The organism is Streptomyces sp. SID5643, from assembly GCF_009872555.1.
Taxonomy (GTDB): Bacteria; Actinomycetota; Actinomycetes; order Streptomycetales; family Streptomycetaceae; genus Streptomyces; species Streptomyces iakyrus.
Genome location: NZ_WWIC01000139.1, coordinates 1 through 19,662, shown reverse-complemented (window position 1 = coordinate 19,662; position 19,662 = coordinate 1). Strand labels below are relative to the sequence as shown.

16 protein-coding genes are annotated in these 19,662 nt (G+C 71.2%); 8 read left to right on the top strand and 8 right to left on the bottom strand.

All coding sequences use genetic code 11. The annotated features are described in order from the left end of the window. Window positions 1-5 precede the first annotated feature (5 nt). The 8 genes from nuoH to recQ all read left to right on the top strand — a co-directional run bounded on the left by nuoH (window position 6) and on the right by recQ (window position 10,735). Complete coding sequence (gene nuoH / locus GTY56_RS17290) at window positions 6-1,382, top strand: NADH-quinone oxidoreductase subunit NuoH (RefSeq protein ID WP_161366324.1); 1,377 nt, start codon at window positions 6-8, stop codon at window positions 1,380-1,382. Continuing rightward, window positions 1,375-2,040 (top strand): NADH-quinone oxidoreductase subunit NuoI, encoded by a 666-nt coding sequence (nuoI, locus tag GTY56_RS17285; protein ID WP_033309053.1) that lies wholly within the window; start codon window positions 1,375-1,377, stop codon window positions 2,038-2,040. Before nuoH ends, nuoI begins: the two co-directional genes overlap by 8 nt. Further along, window positions 2,037-2,879: an NADH-quinone oxidoreductase subunit J gene (locus tag GTY56_RS17280; RefSeq protein WP_161366274.1), complete on the top strand. Its 843-nt coding sequence runs from the start codon at window positions 2,037-2,039 to the stop codon at window positions 2,877-2,879. Before nuoI ends, GTY56_RS17280 begins: the two co-directional genes overlap by 4 nt. Next, window positions 2,876-3,175 (top strand): NADH-quinone oxidoreductase subunit NuoK, encoded by a 300-nt coding sequence (gene nuoK / locus GTY56_RS17275; RefSeq protein ID WP_003992252.1) that lies wholly within the window; start codon window positions 2,876-2,878, stop codon window positions 3,173-3,175. The genes GTY56_RS17280 and nuoK overlap by 4 nt, the downstream gene beginning before the upstream one ends. 15 nt (window positions 3,176-3,190) lie before the next feature. Beyond that, window positions 3,191-5,155: an NADH-quinone oxidoreductase subunit L gene (gene nuoL / locus GTY56_RS17270; RefSeq protein WP_161366273.1), complete on the top strand. Its 1,965-nt coding sequence runs from the start codon at window positions 3,191-3,193 to the stop codon at window positions 5,153-5,155. A gap of 5 nt (window positions 5,156-5,160) precedes the next feature. Further along, complete coding sequence (locus GTY56_RS17265; RefSeq protein ID WP_161366272.1) at window positions 5,161-6,732, top strand: NADH-quinone oxidoreductase subunit M; 1,572 nt, start codon at window positions 5,161-5,163, stop codon at window positions 6,730-6,732. Further along, complete coding sequence (nuoN, locus tag GTY56_RS17260; RefSeq protein ID WP_161366271.1) at window positions 6,729-8,378, top strand: NADH-quinone oxidoreductase subunit NuoN; 1,650 nt, start codon at window positions 6,729-6,731, stop codon at window positions 8,376-8,378. The genes GTY56_RS17265 and nuoN overlap by 4 nt, the downstream gene beginning before the upstream one ends. Before the next feature lie 236 nt (window positions 8,379-8,614). Continuing rightward, window positions 8,615-10,735: a DNA helicase RecQ gene (gene recQ / locus GTY56_RS17255; RefSeq protein WP_524540114.1), complete on the top strand. Its 2,121-nt coding sequence runs from the start codon at window positions 8,615-8,617 to the stop codon at window positions 10,733-10,735. 117 nt (window positions 10,736-10,852) lie between these two features. On the opposite strand, the gene GTY56_RS17250 is transcribed toward recQ, so the two are convergent. From GTY56_RS17250 to GTY56_RS17215, 8 genes are all read right to left on the bottom strand, one after another. Next, window positions 10,853-13,684, bottom strand: a complete 2,832-nt coding sequence (locus GTY56_RS17250; protein ID WP_346345505.1) for a fumarate reductase/succinate dehydrogenase flavoprotein subunit — start codon at window positions 13,682-13,684, stop codon at window positions 10,853-10,855. 11 nt (window positions 13,685-13,695) lie between these two features. Next, on the bottom strand, window positions 13,696-14,541 hold the full coding sequence (locus GTY56_RS17245) for an ABC transporter ATP-binding protein (RefSeq protein WP_202510328.1): 846 nt from the start codon (window positions 14,539-14,541) through the stop codon (window positions 13,696-13,698). Next, entirely contained in the window at window positions 14,525-15,421 is an 897-nt protein-coding gene (locus GTY56_RS17240) for an ABC transporter permease subunit (protein WP_161366270.1), read from the bottom strand. The genes GTY56_RS17245 and GTY56_RS17240 overlap by 17 nt, the downstream gene beginning before the upstream one ends. Next, on the bottom strand, window positions 15,418-16,764 hold the full coding sequence (locus tag GTY56_RS17235) for an ABC transporter substrate-binding protein (RefSeq protein ID WP_161366269.1): 1,347 nt from the start codon (window positions 16,762-16,764) through the stop codon (window positions 15,418-15,420). The genes GTY56_RS17240 and GTY56_RS17235 overlap by 4 nt, the downstream gene beginning before the upstream one ends. Window positions 16,765-16,794: 30 nt before the next feature. Further along, window positions 16,795-17,022, bottom strand: a complete 228-nt coding sequence (locus GTY56_RS17230) for a 4Fe-4S dicluster domain-containing protein (protein WP_161366268.1) — start codon at window positions 17,020-17,022, stop codon at window positions 16,795-16,797. A 33-nt stretch (window positions 17,023-17,055) separates the two neighbouring features. After that, window positions 17,056-17,844: a GntR family transcriptional regulator gene (locus GTY56_RS17225; protein WP_202510326.1), complete on the bottom strand. Its 789-nt coding sequence runs from the start codon at window positions 17,842-17,844 to the stop codon at window positions 17,056-17,058. A gap of 140 nt (window positions 17,845-17,984) precedes the next feature. Further along, on the bottom strand, window positions 17,985-18,923 hold the full coding sequence (locus tag GTY56_RS17220) for a M56 family metallopeptidase (protein WP_161366320.1): 939 nt from the start codon (window positions 18,921-18,923) through the stop codon (window positions 17,985-17,987). A 241-nt stretch (window positions 18,924-19,164) separates the two neighbouring features. Continuing rightward, window positions 19,165-19,662 (bottom strand): fumarylacetoacetate hydrolase family protein (locus tag GTY56_RS17215; RefSeq protein WP_202510325.1); only part of this gene is annotated, 498 nt, incomplete at its 5' end.

Sequence of the window (19,662 nt, the reverse complement as noted above, 5' to 3'; positions counted from 1 at the left end):
GCGGCATGAGCCCTTACCTCGCCGCTGAAGACCTCTCGATGTTCGGCACCGACCCCTGGTGGCTGGTCGTCATCAAGGCGGTGTTCTGCTTCGCCTTCCTGATGGTGACCGTGCTGGTCTCCATCGTCATGGAGCGCAAGGTCGTGGCCTGGATGCAGCTGCGCATCGGCCCCAACCGGCACGGCCCGTGGGGCATGCTCCAGTCGCTCGCCGACGGCATCAAGCTGATGCTGAAGGAAGACGTCATCGTCAAGCGCGCGGACAAGGTGGTGTACGTCCTCGCACCGGTCATCGCGGCGATCCCGGCCTTCATGGCGATCGCGGTGATCCCCTTCGGCCCGGCCGGCAACGAGATCTCGATCTTCGGCCAGCGCACCACGATGCAGCTCACCGACCTGCCGATCGCGATGCTCTACATCCTCGCGGTCGCCTCGGTCGGCATCTACGGCATCGTCCTGGCGGGCTGGAGCTCCGGCTCGACCTACCCGCTGCTGGGCGGCCTGCGTTCGTGCGCGCAGATGATCTCCTACGAGATCGCGATGGGCGCCGCCTTCGCCTCCGTCTTCCTCTACTCGGGGTCGATGTCGACGTCGACGATCGTCGAGCAGCAGGCCGACCGCTGGTACATCGTGCTGCTGCCGGTCTCCTTCATCATCTACATCGTCACGATGGTCGGCGAGACCAACCGCGCCCCCTTCGACATGCCGGAGTCCGAGGGCGACCTGGTCGGCGGCTTCAACACCGAGTACTCGTCGATCAAGTTCGCGATGTTCATGCTCGCCGAGTACGTCAACATGGTGACCGTCTCGGCCGTCGCCACCACACTGTTCCTCGGCGGCTGGCGGGCCCCCTGGCCCATCAGCACCTTCTGGGAGGGCGCCAACCACGGCTGGTGGCCGCTGCTGTGGTTCACGGTCAAGGTCCAGCTGCTGCTGTTCATGTTCATCTGGATCCGCGGCACCCTCCCGCGCGTCCGCTACGACCAGCTGATGAAGCTCGGCTGGAAGGTCCTCATCCCGGTCTCGCTGGTGTGGCTGATGCTCGTCGCGAGCGTGCGGGCCTTCCGGAACGAGGGCTACGACTTCGCCGACATCGCCCTCTACGTGGGTGGCGGCGTCCTCGCCCTGCTCCTGCTCTCCTTCGTCGCCGACCTGTTCCGCGAGAAGGCCAAGAAGGCCGAACAGCCGGCCGAGGCCCCGGCCGCCTTCGACCCCATGGCGGGCGGGTTCCCCGTGCCGCCGCTGCCCGGCCAGGAACTACCGCCGGTCCCGCGCCGCCGCTCGCGCCGTGAGCGGGAACTGATTGTCAGTGGCGGGCCCGATACTCAGAGTGACGGATCTCTGGGCGGATCTACGGATGGAAAGGAGGCGTCCGATGGCTGAGGAACTCGAGCGTTCGAAGGCTGAGGAACCCAAGGACACCAAGCCCGGTTTCCAGAACCCCGTGGCCGGCTTCGGCGTGACCTTCAAGGCCATGTTCAAGAAGCGGCTGACCGAGCAGTACCCGGAGCAGCAGAAGACCACGGCTCCGCGCTTCCACGGACGGCACCAGCTCAACCGCCATCCGGACGGCCTGGAGAAGTGCGTCGGCTGTGAACTGTGCGCCTGGGCCTGCCCCGCCGACGCGATCTACGTGGAGGGCGCGGACAACACCGACGAGGAGCGCTACTCGCCGGGCGAGCGGTACGGCCGCGTCTACCAGATCAACTACGCCCGCTGCATCCTGTGCGGCCTGTGCATCGAGGCCTGCCCCACCCGGGCGCTCACGATGACCAACGAGTTCGAGCTGGCCGACTCCAGCCGGGCCAACCTCATCTACACCAAGGAGCAGCTGCTCGCCGGTCTGGAGGAGGGGATGGTCGACTCGCCCCACGCCATCTACCCCGGCACGGACGAACAGGACTACTACCGGGGCCTGGTGACGGAGGCCGCGCCCGGCACCGAACGGCAGGTCGCCCACTCCAAGGGCGAGGTCGTCCAGGAGGCCGACTCGACCTTCGGCGGGACGGAACCGGCCTCGGGGAAGGTGGCCGGCCGATGACCACCCAGCTCGCCGCCTACTCCACCTCCACCGCAGAGGCCGTCCAGTTCTGGATCCTCGGCACCGTCGCGGTGATCGGCGCCCTGTGCACCATCCTCATGAAGCGGGCCGTGCACAGCGCGCTCTGCCTCGCCGGGACCATGATCATCCTGGCGGTGTTCTACCTCGCCAACGGCGCCTACTTCCTGGGCGTCGTCCAGATCATCGTCTACACCGGCGCGATCATGATGCTGTTCCTGTTCGTGGTGATGCTCGTCGGCGTCACCGCGGCGGACTCCCTGAAGGAGACCATCAAGGGCCAGCGCTGGCTGGCCGCCCTGTGCGGGCTCGGCTTCGGCGTCCTGCTGGTCGCCGGGATCGGCAACGCGTCCCTGACGGAGTTCAACGGCATCGGCCAGGCGAACGCCGGGGGCAACGTGGAAGGCCTCGCCGCCCTCCTCTTCACCAGGTACGTCTTCGCGTTCGAGATCACCGGCGCCCTGCTCATCACGGCCGCCGTCGGCGCCATGGTGCTCACCCACCGCGAGCGCACCGAGCGGGCCAGGACGCAGCGGGAGCTCGCCGAGGAGCGCGTGCGCGACGGCAAGCAGCTGCCGCCCCTGCCGGCACCCGGTGTCTACGCCCGGCACAACGCGGTCGACATCGCGGGCCTGCTGCCCGACGGCACCCCGTCCGACCTCACCGTCAGCAAGACCCTGCGCGATCGCGGCCAGATCCGCGACGTGTCGCGGGAGGCGCTCAACGACCTCAAGGCCCTGGAGCAGCGGTCCGAGGAGCGTCTCGAGCGCAGGGCGGTCGGGCCGGCGAAGTTCCAGCGGTCCGAGGAGGCGTCGAAGTGAACCCGGTCAACTACCTCTATCTCGCGGCCCTGTTGTTCACGATCGGTGCCACCGGTGTGCTGATCAGGCGCAACGCGATCGTCGTGTTCATGTGCATCGAGCTCATGCTCAACGCCTGCAACCTCGCGTTCGTCGCCTTCTCCCGGATGCACGGCAACCTCGACGGGCAGATCATCGCCTTCTTCACGATGGTCGTCGCCGCCGCCGAGGTCGTGGTCGGGCTCGCGATCATCGTGTCCCTGTTCCGTGCCCGCCACTCGGCCTCGGTCGACGACGCCAGCCTGATGAAGCTGTAAGGGGTCGGAAGAATCGTGGAGAACCTCATTGCGCTGCTGGTGGCGGCGCCCCTGCTCGGAGCGGCGGTCCTGCTGTGCGGCGGGCGGCGGCTGGACGCCGTCGGCCACTGGCTCGGCACCCTGCTCGCGGCCGTCTCCTTCGTGCTCGGCCTGGTGCTGTTCACCGACATGCTGGGCCGGGACGCCGAGAACCGCGTCCTGAGCCAGCACCTGTTCAGCTGGATCCCGGTCGAGGGATTCCAGGCGGACGTCGCCTTCCAGCTCGACCAGCTGTCCATGACGTTCGTGCTGCTGATCACGGGCGTCGGCTCGCTGATCCACCTGTACTCGATCGGGTACATGGAGCACGACGAGCGGCGCCGCCGCTTCTTCGGCTATCTGAACCTGTTCCTCGCGGCGATGCTGATCCTCGTCCTCGCCGACAACTACCTGCTGCTGTACGTGGGCTGGGAGGGCGTCGGTCTCGCCTCCTACCTGCTGATCGGCTTCTGGCAGCACAAGCCCAGCGCCGCCACGGCCGCGAAGAAGGCCTTCCTGGTCAACCGCGTCGGCGACATGGGCCTGTCCATCGCGATCATGCTGATGTTCCTGTGGTTCGGCACCTTCGCCTTCGGGTCGGTGCTCGGCGACCACGGTGAGGCCGGGCTCGCCGGTGCCGCCGGTGAGGACAAGCTCACCGCGATCGCGCTGATGCTGCTCCTCGCCGCCTGCGGCAAGTCCGCCCAGGTGCCGCTGCAGTCCTGGCTCGGGGACGCGATGGAGGGCCCGACCCCGGTCTCGGCCCTCATCCACGCCGCGACGATGGTGACGGCGGGCGTCTACCTGATCGTCCGCTCCGCGGCCGTCTTCAACGGCGCCCCGGACGCGCAGCTGGTCGTCACCATCGTCGGCGCGGTCACGCTGCTGTTCGGTGCGATCGTCGGTTGCGCGAAGGACGACATCAAGAAGGCCCTGGCCGGCTCGACCATGTCGCAGATCGGCTACATGATCCTCGCCGCCGGCCTCGGCCCCATCGGCTATGTCTTCGCGATCATGCACCTGGTGACGCACGGCTTCTTCAAGGCCGGTCTCTTCCTCGGCGCCGGTTCGGTCATGCACGGCATGAACGACGAGGTCGACATGCGCAGGTACGGCGGACTGCGGAAGTACATGCCGGTCACCTTCGTCACCTTCGGCCTCGGCTATCTGGCGATCATCGGCTTCCCGGGCCTGTCCGGGTTCTTCTCCAAGGACAAGATCATCGAGGCCGCGTTCGCCAAGGGCGGCACGGAGGGCTGGATCCTCGGTGCCTGCGCCCTGCTCGGCGCGGCCATCACCGCGTTCTACATGACGCGCGTGATGCTGATGACGTTCTTCGGCGAGGAGCGCTGGCGCCACGCCCCGACGCCGTCCCCGGCCGAGCCGGACGTGGAGCCCGCGGCCGAGACGCGCGGCGAGTACACCCCGCCGCATCCGCACGAGTCGCCGAAGGTCATGACGGTCCCGATGATCGTGCTGGCCGTCGGATCGGTGGCCGGTGGTGCGTTCTTCAGCATCGGCGACCGGTTCATGCACTGGCTGGAGCCGGTCACCGGGCACAGCCACGGCAACCCGCCGATCAGCGCGGGCGTGGTCACCGGCGCGACGGTCGCCTGCATGATCATCGGCGTCGCCCTCGCCTGGGCCCAGTACGGTCGCCGCCCGGTCCCGGCCGTCGCCCCGCGCGGCTCGCTGCTCACCCGGGCCGCCCGGCGCGACCTGCTCCAGGACGACTTCAACCACGTCGTCCTGGTGCGCGGCGGCGAACACCTCACGCGCTCCCTGGTCTACGTCGACCACACCCTGGTCGACGGCGTCGTCAACGGCACGGCGGCCTCGGTCGGCGGCCTCTCCGGGCGGATGCGCAAGCTGCAGAACGGCTTCGCCCGCTCCTACGCGGTCTCGATGTTCGGGGGTGCGGCGGTCATCGTCGCCGCGACCCTGCTGATGAGGGCGGTCTGATACCGATGTCCTTTCCTCTGCTGACAGTGACAGCGGCGCTCCCGGCCGTCGGGGCGATCGCCACCGCCGCGGTACCGGCCGCGAAGCGCACCGCGGCCAAGTGGCTGGCGCTGCTCTTCTCGCTCGCCACGCTCGCCCTGGCGATCGTCGTCCTGGTGCGCTTCGACCCGGGCGGCGACCGCTACCAGCTCACCGAGTCCCACGCCTGGATCGCCGACTTCGGCGTCCGCTACGAACTGGGCGTGGACGGCATCGGCGTGGCGCTCATCGCGCTCACGGCGCTGCTGATCCCCTTCATCATCCTGGCGGGCTGGCACGACGCCGACCCCCTGGAGACCGGCAGCAGCCGGTGGCGGCCGACGCAGGGCTTCTTCGCCCTGATCCTCGCCGTCGAGGCGATGGTGATCCTCTCCTTCGAGGCCACCGACGTCTTCCTCTTCTACATCTTCTTCGAAGCCATGCTGATCCCGATGTACTTCCTCATCGGCGGCTTTGGGGACCGTGCCCACGAGCACGGCGAGAAGGCGGCGGCGACCCAACGCTCGTACGCGGCCGTCAAGTTCCTCCTCTACAACCTGGTCGGCGGCCTGATCATGCTGGCCGCGGTGATCGGCCTTTACGTGGTCGCCGGGAACTTCTCGCTCCAGGAGATCGCCGAGGCCCGCGCCAACGGCACGCTCGACATGGCGACCAACACCGAACGCTGGCTGTTCCTCGGCTTCTTCTTCGCGTTCGCGGTGAAGGCGCCGCTGTGGCCGCTGCACACCTGGCTGCCCAACGCCATGCAGGAGTCCACCGCCCCGGTCGCCGTGCTCATCACGGCGGTCGTCGACAAGGTGGGCACCTTCGCGATGCTCCGCTTCTGCCTCCAGCTCTTCCCGGAGGCCAGCAAGTGGGCCACACCCGCGATCCTCGTCCTGGCCCTGATCAGCATCATCTACGGGGCGCTGCTCGCGGTGGGCCAGCGCGACATCAAGCGGCTGGTGGCGTACGCGTCGATCTCCCACTTCGGCTTCATCATCATGGGCATCTTCGCGATGACCAGCCAGGGCCAGTCCGGGGCGACGCTCTACATGATCAACCACGGCATCTCGACGGCCGCGCTGATGCTGGTGGCGGGCTTCCTGATCTCCCGGCGCGGCTCGCGGCTCATCGCCGACTACGGCGGCGTGCAGAAGGTCGCCCCGGTGCTCGCCGGCACCTTCCTGATCGGCAGCCTCGCGACCCTCTCCCTGCCGGGTCTTGCGCCGTTCGTCAGTGAGTTCCTGGTCCTGGTCGGCACGTTCACGCGCTACCCGGTGATCGGCATCATCGCCACCTTCGGCATCGTCCTCGCCGCGCTCTACACCCTCGTCCTCTACCAGCGGACGATGACGGGCCCGGTGAAGCCGGAGGTCTCCACGATGCCGGACCTCCGGGTCCGTGAGCTCGTGGTCGTCGCCCCGCTGGTCGTCCTGCTGATCTTCCTGGGCGTCTACCCGAAGCCCGTGACGGAGATCATCGACCCGGCGGTCAGACAGACCATGTCCGACGTTCAGAAAAAGGACCCCCAGCCCGAGGTGGAGGCGGCCAAGTGAGCGCAACAGCCGTCCACAGCCTGTGGACAAACGCGGCCGATCCGATCACCAAGATCGACGCACCGAAGTTCGAGTACGGCCAGCTGTCGCCGACCCTGATCGTCGTCGGCGCGGCGATCATCGGGATCCTCATCGAGGCGTTCGTCCCGCGGAAATCGCGCTACTACGCCCAGATGTTCGTGTCCGTCGTCGCCCTCGTGGCCGCCTTCGCCGCGGTCGTGGCGCTCGCGGCCGACGGGTACGGCACGACCAAGGCGCGCATCGCGGCCATGGGCGCGATCGCCGTCGACGGACCCGCCCTGTTCCTCCAGGGCACGATCCTGCTGGCGGCCCTGGTGGGCCTGTTCACCTTCGCCGAGCGGCGCCTCGACCCGGTGGTGCAGGGCAACCGCGTCGACTCCTTCGCCGCGCAGGCCGCGTCCGTTCCGGGCAGTGAGAGCGAGAAGGCCGCGGTCAAGGCCGGGTTCACCACCACCGAGGTGTTCCCGCTGCTGATGTTCGCCGTCGCCGGCATGCTGATCTTCCCGGCGGCCAACGACCTGCTGACGCTGTTCGTCGCGCTGGAGGTCCTCTCCCTGCCGCTGTACCTGCTGTGCGCGCTGGCCCGCCGCAAGCGGCTCATGTCGCAGGAGGCGGCGGTCAAGTACTTCCTGCTCGGCGCCTTCGCCTCCGCGTTCACCCTGTTCGGCATCGCCCTGCTCTACGGCTACGCGGGTTCGATGTCGTACGCGACGATCGCGCAGGTCGTCGACGGCACCGTGCAGGACGTCAACCCGGCGCTCGCCGACACCATGGGCAACGACGCGCTGCTGCTGATCGGCGCCGCCCTGCTGGTGATGGGCCTGCTGTTCAAGGTGGGCGCCGTGCCGTTCCACATGTGGACGCCGGACGTCTACCAGGGCGCTCCGACGCCGGTGACCGGGTTCATGGCGGCGGCGACGAAGGTGGCGGCGTTCGGCGCGCTGCTGCGGCTGCTCTACGTCGTGCTGCCGGGCCTGCGCTGGGACTGGCGGCCGGTCATGTGGGCCGTGGCCATCGTCACCATGCTGGGCGGGGCGATCGTCGCCATCACGCAGACCGACATCAAGAGGCTGCTGGCGTACTCGTCGATCGCGCACGCCGGGTTCATCCTCGCGGGTGTCATCGCGACCACGCCCGACGGTGTCTCGTCGGTGCTGTTCTACCTGGCGGCGTACTCGTTCGTGACGATCGGCGCCTTCGCGGTGGTGACCCTCGTCCGTGACGCGGGCGGCGAGGCGACGCACCTGTCCAAGTGGGCCGGCCTCGGGCGCAGGTCCCCGCTGGTGGCGGCGGTCTTCGCGGTCTTCCTGCTGGCCTTCGCGGGCATTCCGCTGACGTCCGGCTTCGCCGGAAAGTTCGCCGTGTTCAAGGCGGCGGCGGAGGGCGGGGCCGCCCCGCTCGTCGTCATCGGTGTGATCTCGTCGGCGATCGCGGCGTTCTTCTACATCCGCGTCATCGTGCTGATGTTCTTCAGCGAGCCGCGGCCGGAGGGCCCGACGGTGGCGGTGCCCTCGCCGCTGACGATGACGGCGATCGGGGTGGGCGTGGCGGTCACGCTGGTGCTCGGTGTGGCGCCGCAGTACTTCCTGGACCTGGCGGGGTCGGCGGGGGTGTTCGTGCGCTGACGTACGCGCAGGGCCGTATGGGGTCCGGTCTCCTTCGGGAGCCGGGCCCCACGGCGTTTCCTTGCCGGAGGCTGCACGGCCGAGCCGTATCGAAGGTACGTTCGCGTACCGCCTTCACCAGCCGGGACCTGTGGATAACTCCGGGGCTGTCGGTGCGGGCGCCTATGGTGGACGCAGTGGTCGAGGCGCGACGCACGGGGGACGCAACGATGGGCGCGACGGGCGGGACGGGTGTGATGACGGAACTGGACGCGGTGACCGGGACGGAGGCGATCGGGACCGGGGCGACGGGGACCGGGGCGGCCGGGACCGGGCCCGGGACCGGCGCGGTCGGCGGCCCCGCAGGGCCCCTCGGCGCCGACGCGAGCGAGGCGCTGGCCGCGCTGCACCGGGTCTTCGGCTACGACGCCTTCCGCGGCGAGCAGGAAGCCGTCATCGAGCATGTGGTGGCGGGCGGTGACGCCGTCGTGCTCATGCCGACCGGCGGCGGCAAGTCGCTGTGCTACCAGATCCCGTCCCTGGTCCGGCCGGGCACGGGCGTGGTGGTCTCCCCGCTGATCGCCCTGATGCAGGACCAGGTGGACGCCCTGCGGGCGCTGGGTGTGCGGGCCGGGTTCATGAACTCCACGCAGGACTTCGACGAGCGGCGGATGGTGGAGGCCGAATTCCTCGCCGGCGAGCTGGACCTGCTGTACCTGGCGCCGGAGCGGCTGCGGCTGGAGAGCACGCTCGACCTGCTCTCCCGCGGCAAGATCTCCCTGTTCGCGATCGACGAGGCGCACTGCGTCTCCCAGTGGGGCCACGACTTCCGCCCCGACTACCTGGCGCTGTCCCTCCTCGGAGAGCGCTGGCCGGACGTGCCGCGCCTCGCGCTGACGGCGACGGCCACGCACGCGACGCACCAGGAGATCACCCAGCGGCTCAACATGCCGACGGCCCGCCATTTCGTGGCGAGCTTCGACCGGCCCAACATCCAGTACCGGATCGTGCCCAAGGCCGACCCGAAGAAGCAGCTGCTGAGCTTCCTGCGCGAGGAGCACGCGGGCGACGCGGGCATCGTCTACTGCCTGTCACGCAACTCGGTGGAGAAGACCGCCGAGTTCCTCAGCCGCAACGGCATCGAGGCGGTGCCGTACCACGCGGGCCTGGACGCGGGCACGCGCGCGGCCCACCAGTCCCGCTTCCTGCGGGAGGACGGCCTGGTCGTGGTGGCGACCATCGCCTTCGGCATGGGCATCGACAAGCCGGACGTCCGTTTCGTCGCCCACCTCGACCTGCCCAAGTCGGTCGAGGGCTACTACCAGGAGACGGGCCGGGCCGGCCGTGACGGACTGCCCTCGACGGCCTGGATGGCCTACGGGCTGAACGACGTCATCCAGCAGCGCAAGCTGATCCAGTCCGGCGAGGGCGACGAGGCCTTCCGGCGCCGGGCCCAGGCCCACCTGGACTCGATGCTGGCGCTGTGCGAGACGGCCCAGTGCCGGCGGGGCCAGCTGCTCGCCTACTTCGGCCAGGAGCCGTCCGCGTCCGGCTGCGGCAACTGCGACACGTGCCTGACCCCGCCGGAGACCTGGGACGGCACGATCGCGGCTCAGAAGGCGCTGTCGACGGTCGTCCGGTTGCAGCGGGAGCGCGGACAGAAGTTCGGCGCGGTGCAGATCGTCGACATCCTGCTGGGGAAGCGCACGGGCAAGGTCATCCAGTTCGACCACGACCAGCTGTCCGTCTTCGGTATCGGCGAGGAGCTGACCGAGGCCGAATGGCGGGGCGTCATCAGGCAGTTGCTCGCCCAGGGGCTGCTCGCGGTGGAGGGCGAGTACGGCACGCTCGTGCTGACCGAGGCGAGCGGGGCGGTGCTGCGGCGGGAGCGGGACGTGCCGCTGCGCAAGGAACCGAAGAAGCCGGCGACCTCCCGGTCGGGGTCCTCGTCCTCCGGCTCCGGGCGGGGCGAGCGCAAGGGCAAGGCTGTCGCCGCCGAGCTGCCCGAGGAACTGCTGCCGGCCTTCGAGGCACTGCGCGCCTGGCGCGCCGAGCAGGCCCGTGAGCAGGGCGTCCCGGCGTATGTGATCTTCCACGACGCCACGCTGCGGGAGATCGCCACGGTGTGGCCGGCGTCGGTGCGGGAGCTCGGCGGGATCAGCGGGGTCGGTGAAAAGAAGCTGGCGACGTACGGCGAGGGTGTGCTGGAGGTGCTCGCCTCGCTGGGCGGGCCGGCAGGCTCCGCTGTCGCGGGTGACTCTCCGTCGGCCCGGACGGCGTCCGGCCAGGAGGCGGCTCACCCCGCCGGTCAGGACGCGGGCGAGCCGGACCACTGGCCGGAGATGGACGAGGAGCCGGAGCCCGACGACTGGATATAGGGAGCCGGAGCCCGACGACCGGACAGAGGGCCGGGCTCCCGGCCGGCCAGACCTGGGTCGGACCGGGCCTCCTGCCGGGCCTCCTGCCGGGTCGGACCTGGCCTCCGGCCGGGCCGGTCACAGCGCCCGTGCCGCATACGCCCTGACATCCGCGTCGGAGTCGGTCGTCGCCGTGGCGAGAGCCGCGCGGGCCTCCTCGGTGGCGCGGTGCCGGGCCAGTGCCAGGACGGCGGCCTTGCGGACGTCCGCATGGGAGTCCGCCAGAGCCTTGGCGAGGGACGGCACGGCCACGTCGGGGTCGGCGACGGACAGAGCCGTGGCGGCTCCGGCCCGGACCTGCCAGGCCGGTTCGGCCAGAGCCGCCACCGCGCGTGCGGTGAGAGGCGCCGGGCAGCCGGTGGTGCCCAGCGCTCCGTAGGCCGCTGCCCGCACCAGGGCGTCGGGGTCGTCGAGAAGGCCGGTGAGGGCCGCTTCGACGGCGTCGGCAGCGGGATCGGCGGCGGCCGGGGTGTCACGCGCCGGCCGCTCGGCACTGACCGTGGCGAGGCCCTTGGCGATCGCCACGCGGACCTCGCGGGACGGATCGCCGACCGCCGCCCGGGCCAGTTCGCCGGCGGCGTCGACGGACACCAGGGCGCGGACGGCCTCGATGCGGACGCCGAGGTCGGAGTCGGCCAGGGAGTCCGCGAACAGAGCGGCGTCGCCCAGGCGCAGGGCGCGCAGGACGTCCAGGGCCGCGGCGCGGACCACCGGGTCCGGCTCGGCCAGGGCGGCGGCGAGGCCGTCGCGCAGATCCGGCTCGGCCGGGAGCGTCTCGACGAGCTCACGCAGTGACGCGGCAGCGGCGGCACGCACCTCGGCGTGGACGTCGCGCAGGGCGGTGGCCAGGGCGGTGCCCGTTCCCGGCGGCAGCGTCTCGGTGAGCACGGCGACGGCCTCGCGGCGGACGGCGGGCACCGGGTCCGTCAGATAGGGGAGAACGGCGTCGAGTCCGGGCTCTTCCTCGGCGAGGGCCACGAGTTCGAGGAGGCGGGCGGCGGACCGCTCGCCGGACGGCGTGGTGGGCGAGGCGGGCGGGGTCGCAGCAGGCAGGGGCTCCGCCGTCCCCGCCCGGGCCGCGACCGGTGCTACATCCCGCAAGCCCGCCGTGGCCACATCCTCGGCGTGGACCTCGCCGAGAGCACGGGACGGACCGCCGACGGGATCGAAGCCGTCGACCGGAACGAGATAGGGAGCCACGGGCCGGGCCGTGAACTCCATAGCACCAGAGGGGGACTTGTGCAGATCGAGATGGTGGAACCAGGAGGCGTCGTCCCGCTGGGGGTGGTCGAGCCGGTCGTGGTAGAGGCCCCAGCGGGACTCCGTCCGGGCCAGGGAGGAGCGCGCGGCCATTTCCGCGCAGTCGCGGATGAAGGTGACCTCGGCGCAGCGCATCAGCTCATGCGCGGTGCGGGCGCCCATCCCGGCGATGTCGGTGTGCATCCGCTCGAAGGCCTCCAGGGCCAGCGACAGCCGGGCGCCGGACTTGGGCGGGGCGACGTAGTCGTTCACGAAGCGCCGCAGCTTGTACTCGACCTGGGGCTGCGGCGGGCCGTCGGGGTTGCGCAGCGGGCGGTAGATCAGCTCGTGCGCCTCACGCAGCTGGTCACCCGGCAACTCCCCTTCGTACGCCGTGTACCGGGAGGCGTCCGCGCCCGCGAGGTCGCCGAAGACGAACGCGCCGATCATGTAGTTGTGCGGCACACAGGCCAGGTCGCCGGCCGCGTACAGCCGGGGCACGGTCGTGCGGGCGTGGTCGTCCACGCGGACGCCGGAGGCGGAGTGGCCGCCGCACAGGCCGATCTCGGAGATGTGCATCTCGATGTCGTGAGTGCGGTAGTCGTGACCGCGGCCGGAGTGGAAGGTGCCGCGGGTGGGGCGCTCGGTGGAGTGCAGGATCGTCTCCAGGGCCGAGACCGACTCCTCGGGGAGATGGCTCAGCTTCAGGTAGACGGGGCCCCGGTCGGAGGCGACCTCCGCCGCGAACTCGGCCATCATCTGGCCCGACCAGTAGTCGGAGTCGACGAAGCGCTCGCCGTGCCGGTTGACCTGGTAGCCGCCGAAGGGGTTGGCGACGTAGGCGCAGGCCGGGCCGTTGTAGTCCTTGATCAGCGGGTTGATCTGGAAGCACTCGATGCCGGTGAGCTCGGCGCCCGCGTGGTAGGCCATGGCGTAACCGTCGCCGGCGTTGGTGGGGTTCTCGTAGGTGCCGTAGAGGTAGCCGGAGGCGGGCAGGCCGAGGCGGCCGCAGGCGCCCGTCGCGAGGATCACCGCGCCCGCGCGGACCTGGACGAACTGCCCGGTGCGGGTGTTGAAGCCGGCCGCCCCCACGGCCCGCCCCCCGGCGGTGAGGACCCGCACCGGCATCACGCGGTTCTCGATGCGGATCCGCTCCCGCATCTCGCGCCGCCGCAGCTGCCGGTAGAGGACCTTCTTGACGTCCTTGCCCTCCGGCATGGGAAGGACGTACGAGCCGGAGCGGTGCACCTGGCGGACCGCGTAGTCGCCGTGTTCGTCCTTCTCGAACTTCACGCCGTAGGACTCCAGCCGCTGCACCATGCCGAAGCCGCGGGTGGCGGTCTGGCGGACGGTGGACTGGTCGACGATGCCGTCGTTGGCGCGGGTGATCTCGGCGACGTAGTCGTCGGGTTCGGCCCGGCCCGGGACGACCGCGTTGTTGACGCCGTCCATGCCCATGGCGAGCGCGCCGGAGTGACGGACGTGCGCCTTCTCCAGCAGCAGCACGTTCGCGCCGTGCTCGGCGGCGGTCAGGGCGGCCATGGTGCCGGCGGTGCCGCCGCCGATGACCAGGACGTCGCAGGTCAGTTCCTCGGCGTCGGCGAGAGGCGGGACGGCGAGGGACGGGACGGCCGGGGGGATGTCCGCAGGGGGGTTCACGGAGGTGGTCACCGGGGTGCCTTTCACGTACCGAGCGAGGTGAGGACGTCGCGCCGCAGGGCCGCGCGCGCCGGGTCGTCGTGTGCGCCGCGCTCACGCGGGCGGGGGATGTCCCGGACGGCGACGAGGCCGCCCGCGCCGAGCAGGGCCACGCGGTCACCCAGGAACAGCGCCTCGTCCACGTCATGGGTGACGAAGACGACGGTGGCGCCCGTGCCGTGCAGCACCTCCACCAGCAGGTCCTGCATCCCCGCGCGGGTCTGTGCGTCGAGGGCACCGAACGGCTCGTCCATCAGGACGGCGCGCGGGCGTCCGGCCAGGGCGCGGGCCAGCTGGACGCGCTGGCGCTGCCCGCCGGAGACCCGGTGCGGCAACTGCCGCGCCTGCGAGCCGAGCCCGACCCGCTCCAGCCAGGCCCGGGCCTGCCTCCGGCGCTCGGCGCGGGGCACGCCGCGGATGGCGAGGGGAAGTTCGACGTTGGCACGCAGGGTGCGCCAGGGGAGCAGGGCGTCCTCCTGGAAGACCAGGGCGCGTTCGGCCGAGGGGCCGGTCAGCGGGTGTCCGTCCTGGGTGATCTCGCCGGCGAGCGGCGGCAGCAGGCCGGCCAGGGTGCGCAGCAGGGTCGACTTGCCGCAGCCGGAGGGGCCGACGACGGTGAGGATCTCGCCGGGGGCGATGTCCAGGCCGACCTCCTCCAGGGCGGTCGCGCCGGGGCGGCCGAGGGAGGCACCGGCGAGCGTGAGCCGGGTCCCGCGCACGGGGGCGGCGGGGGCGGCGGCCTCGGCCGAGACCTTCGGGCCGGTGCCGGACGAGGCCTCCGGGGCAGCCGTGGACGGGCTGTTCGAGACGGTCTCAGACGAGGTGCTCATCGCGTGCCTCCTCGGATCGGGCCCCTTCGGGGACCTCGGCGGGGGCGGCCGGTGCCGGTGCCGGTGCCGCCGCCGGGGTCACGGACCGGCCGGGCCGGGGCGGCCGGGTGCCGGGCGCGTACGCGGTGCGCGGCAGCCAGCGGGTGAGACGGCGGCCCAGCAGCTCCACGGCCGTCGAGGTGAGCCAGCCGAGGACGCCGATGGTCGCCATGCCGACGAACACGCCGGGGTAGTCGACGACGGTGTAGTCCTGCCAGGTGCGGTAGCCGACGCCGTACTGGCCGGAGATCATCTCGGCGGAGATCACACAGATCCACGAGACGCCGATGCCGACGGACAGACCGCCGAACACGCCGGGCAGCGCGCCCGGCAGGACGACCGAGCCGAGGATCCGCCACCGGCCGCCGCCCATGGTGCGCACGGCCTCCTCCCACACGGGCGTGAGGGCGCGCACGGCGTGCCGGGTGGAGACCAGCACCGGGAAGAAGGCGGCGGTGCAGGTGATGAAGACGATGCCCTGCTCGTTGGAGGGGAAGAGCAGGATCGCGACGGGGACCAGGGCGATGGCGGGAACCGGCCGGATCACCTCCAGCACCGGACCGAGCAGATCCTCGGCGAGGCGCGAGCGCGCCACGAGCACGCCCGTGGCCACTCCGAGGACGGCGGCCAGCAGGAAACCGGTGAGGATCCGGGTGAGGCTGTCGGTGAGGTCCGTCCAGTAGTCCGGCCCGGACACCCGGGCGGCGAAGGTCCGGGCCACGTCGGTGACGGTGGGGAACTGCGAGAAGCGCAGCCACAGGTCGATGTTCCAGCTGGTCAGCGCCTGCCACAGGCCGAGGGCGGCGGACAGCGACACCAGGCGGAGCGCGTACCGCTTCACGAGGCCCGCTCCAGAGCATCGGAGTACGGGACGACCCGCGCTCCGCCGTGCGCGGCGATGTACGCCCGCGCGGTGTCGGGGGCGACGAAGGGCAGCAGCTGGTCGCCGTCGGCCACCCACACGGCCTTGTCGGCGAACCAGGGGGTGCCGGTGGTGGTGTCGGGGACGTAGGCGGCGCGGAGGTCGTCGCGGTGCTCGGCGACGTAACGCAGCAGTTTGGAGGGGGAGTTGAACGAGACCGTCTTCGAGGCGCCCTTGGGCCAGGCCTCGCTCGCGGCCGGTGCGGGCTTGGTGGCGAGATGCTTCGCGTACGCCGCCGGCCCGAGGGCCTTCTTCACGTACCGGTCGTCGACGAAGGAGTCGACGTCCACGTCGCCGGTGAGCTTCGCCGACTTGAGGACCGACACGTCCTGCTTCAGCGCGGAGACGAGCTGGGGCCTGATGGCCGGATCGAAGGTGGCGATGCCGTGATCGCCGTTGTAGAGGTAGACGACCTCGGCGGGCAGGCCCGTCGCCTTCGCGACCTTCTCGGCGGCGTCCACCGGGTGGTCGTCGAGGTAGTCGGTCGCCTCCGCCTGGGCCTTCAGGAAGGCCTCCAGTACGGCAGGGTGCTGCTTCGCGAAGCCCTCGCGGGCGGTGACGCCGTGGAAGGTGGGCAGGTTCAGCCGGGCGCCGTCGTAGACCGCCTTCGCCTTGCCCTGGAAGACGAGCAGGCCCGGCCAGGCGACGAACTGGGAGAGCGCGTCCGTGCTGCCCGCGGTGAGGGCGGAGGCGCCGACGGACGGTTGCTGGTTGAGCTTCTCGACGCCGCTGACCGGATCGATGCCCGCGCGCTGCAAGGCCCGTACGAGCGTGCCGTCGGCGGCCGAGCCGACACTCGTGGAGACCTTCTTGCCCTTCAGGTCCGTCAGGGAGGTCAGCTTGGAGTCCGGCGCTGTGACGATGGTGTTGAGGCCGCCGCGCAGGTTGTAGCCGGTGACCGAGACCAGGCGGGTGGGGCTGTTCAGCTGTGTGCCGCGGGCCGCGTTGATGAGGAGGGGAAAGTCGCCCATCGAGCCGATGTCGATCTTCCCGGCGGTCATCTGTGCGGTGATGGGGGCCCCGGTGGCGTAGTCCTGCCAGTTCACCTTGTAGTGGACGCCGTCGTGCAGGGAATCGAGCTGCTTCTCGAAGGAGTGGAGGGAGCGGAGCAGGGTGCCCGCCGTGACGGTGTTGATCGTCCTGGACTGGTAGCCGACGGTGACGGTGACCGTGGAGCCGTTTCCGGCCTCGGTGTCACCGCCGCAGGCGCTGAGCGGGAGCAGGAGGACGACGGCGGAGAGCGCGGCTGCTGTGCGTTGCACGGTGGTTCGGGACATGACGGTTTCGGCCTCTCACCGGAGCAGATAGGGCATGTTGACCGTGACGGCTCCGGTGGGGCAGCGGGCCGCGCACGGGCCGCAGTACCAGCACTCGTCGACATGCATGTAGGCCTTGCCGTTGCGCTCGTCGATGGCGAGGGAGTCCAGCGGGCACATGTCCACACAGAGCGTGCAGCCCTCGATGCACTTCGACTCGTCGATGGTCACGGGCACGTCGGCCCGCTGGGGCACCAAAGGCATGGCTGTCTCCAGGGATGTGCGCGAGCGGGTTGGTTACCGGTTCCGGTGCAGCAGGCCGCTCATGGTGATGCGGTCGCCGCGGAAACGGATGAACTCCAGGTCGACCGGGCGGCCGTCCGCGAGGTGGGTGAGGCGTTCCAGCATGAGGACGGCGGCACCGCGCGGGGCTTCGAGCACGGCGGCCGAGTGGGTGTCCGCGCTGACCGCTTCCAGGGTGATCTCGGCATGGCCGAGGCGCCGGCCGGTGACGGCTTCCAGGAGGCGGAAGACGTCGGTGTTCTCCAGGTCGGCGCCGAGCAGTTCGGTGCCGATGTCCAGGGGGATGTAGGTGAGGTCGAGGGACAGGGGCAGCCCGCCGAGCCTGCGCAGGCGTTCGATGTAGAGGACGTCGGTGCCGGGCGCGAGTCCGAGCCGGTCGGCGACGGGCGCTGGTGCCGGGGCGGGGCCCATGGTGCGGACCTCGTTGGTGACCTGCCCGTGTTCGCGGAGGGTTTCCGCGAGGCCCATCAGGCGGTCGAGGCCGTGGGGGTACTTGTGGGCCACGACCACGGTGCCGACGCCGGGCTGGCGCTCCACGAGGCCCTCGGCCCGCAGCAGGTCGAGCGCCTCGCGGACCGTGTTGCGGCTGGCGCCGTACTCGGCGGCGAGGGCCGACTCGTGGGGGAGCACACCGTCGGGGAAGGCACCGGTGAGCAGCGACCGGCGGAGCGGGTCGGCCAGTTGCCGGGCCCGGTCGGCGCGCAGCCGTCGCCGCGCGCGGTGGGCGGCGACGGTGGTCGCGGCTCCCTGTCCGGCGTGGTCTCGGAAGCGGTCACTGGGCATGGCTCGGACCATACCTATCCGATAGGAAAAGTGGTGTTGCGGGAATGTTGCGCCACCGGGAAGGTGACCTGTTCGACTGTTGAGCTGCGGTTTCGGCGGGCCCGCGGGGAGATCCGCCACCACGGCACGGGCCCGCCCGGCTACGACAGCGCCGTCAGCCCCGGGGCGAACGCGATCAGCAGGGGCAGCAACGGCACGAGTGCCGCCGTCGTGGTGGTCAGGGCCCGGTGCCGGCGGCCCAGCCGGGGCGGCGGTTCCAGGAGCCGGTCGACCCGCTCGCCCAGCAGGCGGTGGCTTGAGGCGCAGGACAGGACGCCTCGGTGCTGGTTGAGCTCGATCAGGGCCAGGGCCGTGGTGAGGTGGCCGCAGCGGCGGGAGGCGGTGTCGTCGGCGGCCAGTTCGACCAGGCGGTGGGTCTGGTCGCAGAGGTGGGCGAACAGCGGGATGCGCGGGAAGCCGGTGGCCAGGGCCGTGGACAGGTGCAGCAGCCAGTCGTGGCGGGCCCGTGCGTGGCCGCGCTCGTGGGTGAGGACGGCGTCGATCTGGTGGCCGGTGAGGCGGTGCAGGGCGCCCGTGGTGACGATCAGCTGGGGCGGGCTGCCGGGCATCCACCAGGCGTCCGGGTACTCGTCCTCCAGGACCAGCAGCGGCCCCCGCGCCGCGGGCAGGCCGGCCGGCAGGTCGGGGGCGCGCTCGCGCAGGTGGGCGCGGGCCTGGGCGCGGCGCCGGCGGGCTTCGACGAGTTCCCGTGCGAGCATCGCCGTCGTCCAGGCGGCACCGCAGGCCAGCAGCAGGGTGAGGGCGGCGGCCCACGGCGGGGCGGTGGACAGGTCGTACGCCGCGGTCACCGCGGGGGGCGCCGGGGCGAAGAGCTGGGCGCGGACGGTGCCGAAGACGGCCGCGGCGCCCAGGGAGAGTGCCGTCACGCAGCACAGCAGCACCGTGGCCACCAGGCACTGCCAGACCCACAGCGCGACCACCGGTTCCCGCTCGGGCCACTCGGCCCGGGTCAGCGCACGGGGAACGGGGACGGCGGCCGTCACGGCGACGACGCTCAGCAGGAGCAGGCAGACGGTCATGGCCACGGGCTCCGGTTCCTCGTCGGAAGAGGGGCGGCTACGGGTCGTGCGGGGGAGGGCGGTCGCCGTGCGCACCGGTGACCACGCCGAGCGTGGCGTACGTGCGGGCACACCGCCCCGCGCCCAGTATGACGGGCCGGGCGGTGTGCGTCAGGGGCTGAACGACAACGGAAGAGACAGCGGAGAAGACGGGAGGGGCGACCGCCGGACGCCCCGGGAGCCGGCTCCCGGCCGGTCCGTGTCAGCCCTGGACCACCCGCCCCGTCACCTCGCCCAGCCCGACTCGTACGCCGTTCGGTCCCGGGGCCCAGGCCGAGAGGGTCACCTCGTCGCCGTCCTCCAGGAACGTGCGCTTGCCGCCGGGGAGTTCGAGCGGCTCGCGGCCGTTCCAGGTCAGCTCCAGCAGGGAGCCGCGCTCCCCCTCCGCCGGACCGCTGACCGTGCCGGAGCCGTACAGGTCGCCGGTGCGCAGGGAGGCGCCGTTGACGGTCATGTGGGCCAGCTGCTGGGCGGCCGTCCAGTACATGGTGGAGAAGGGGGGCTCGGAGATGACGTGGCCGTTGACGGCGACGCTGATCCGCAGGTCGTAGCCGCCGGGTTCCTCGTCGCTGTCGTCCAGGTACGGCAGCAGCCCGTGCGTCCGGGCCGGAGGCGCCACGAGCGCCTCCTCCAGGGCGTCCAGCGGGGTGATCCAGGCCGACACCGACGTGGCGAAGGACTTGCCGAGGAACGGGCCGAG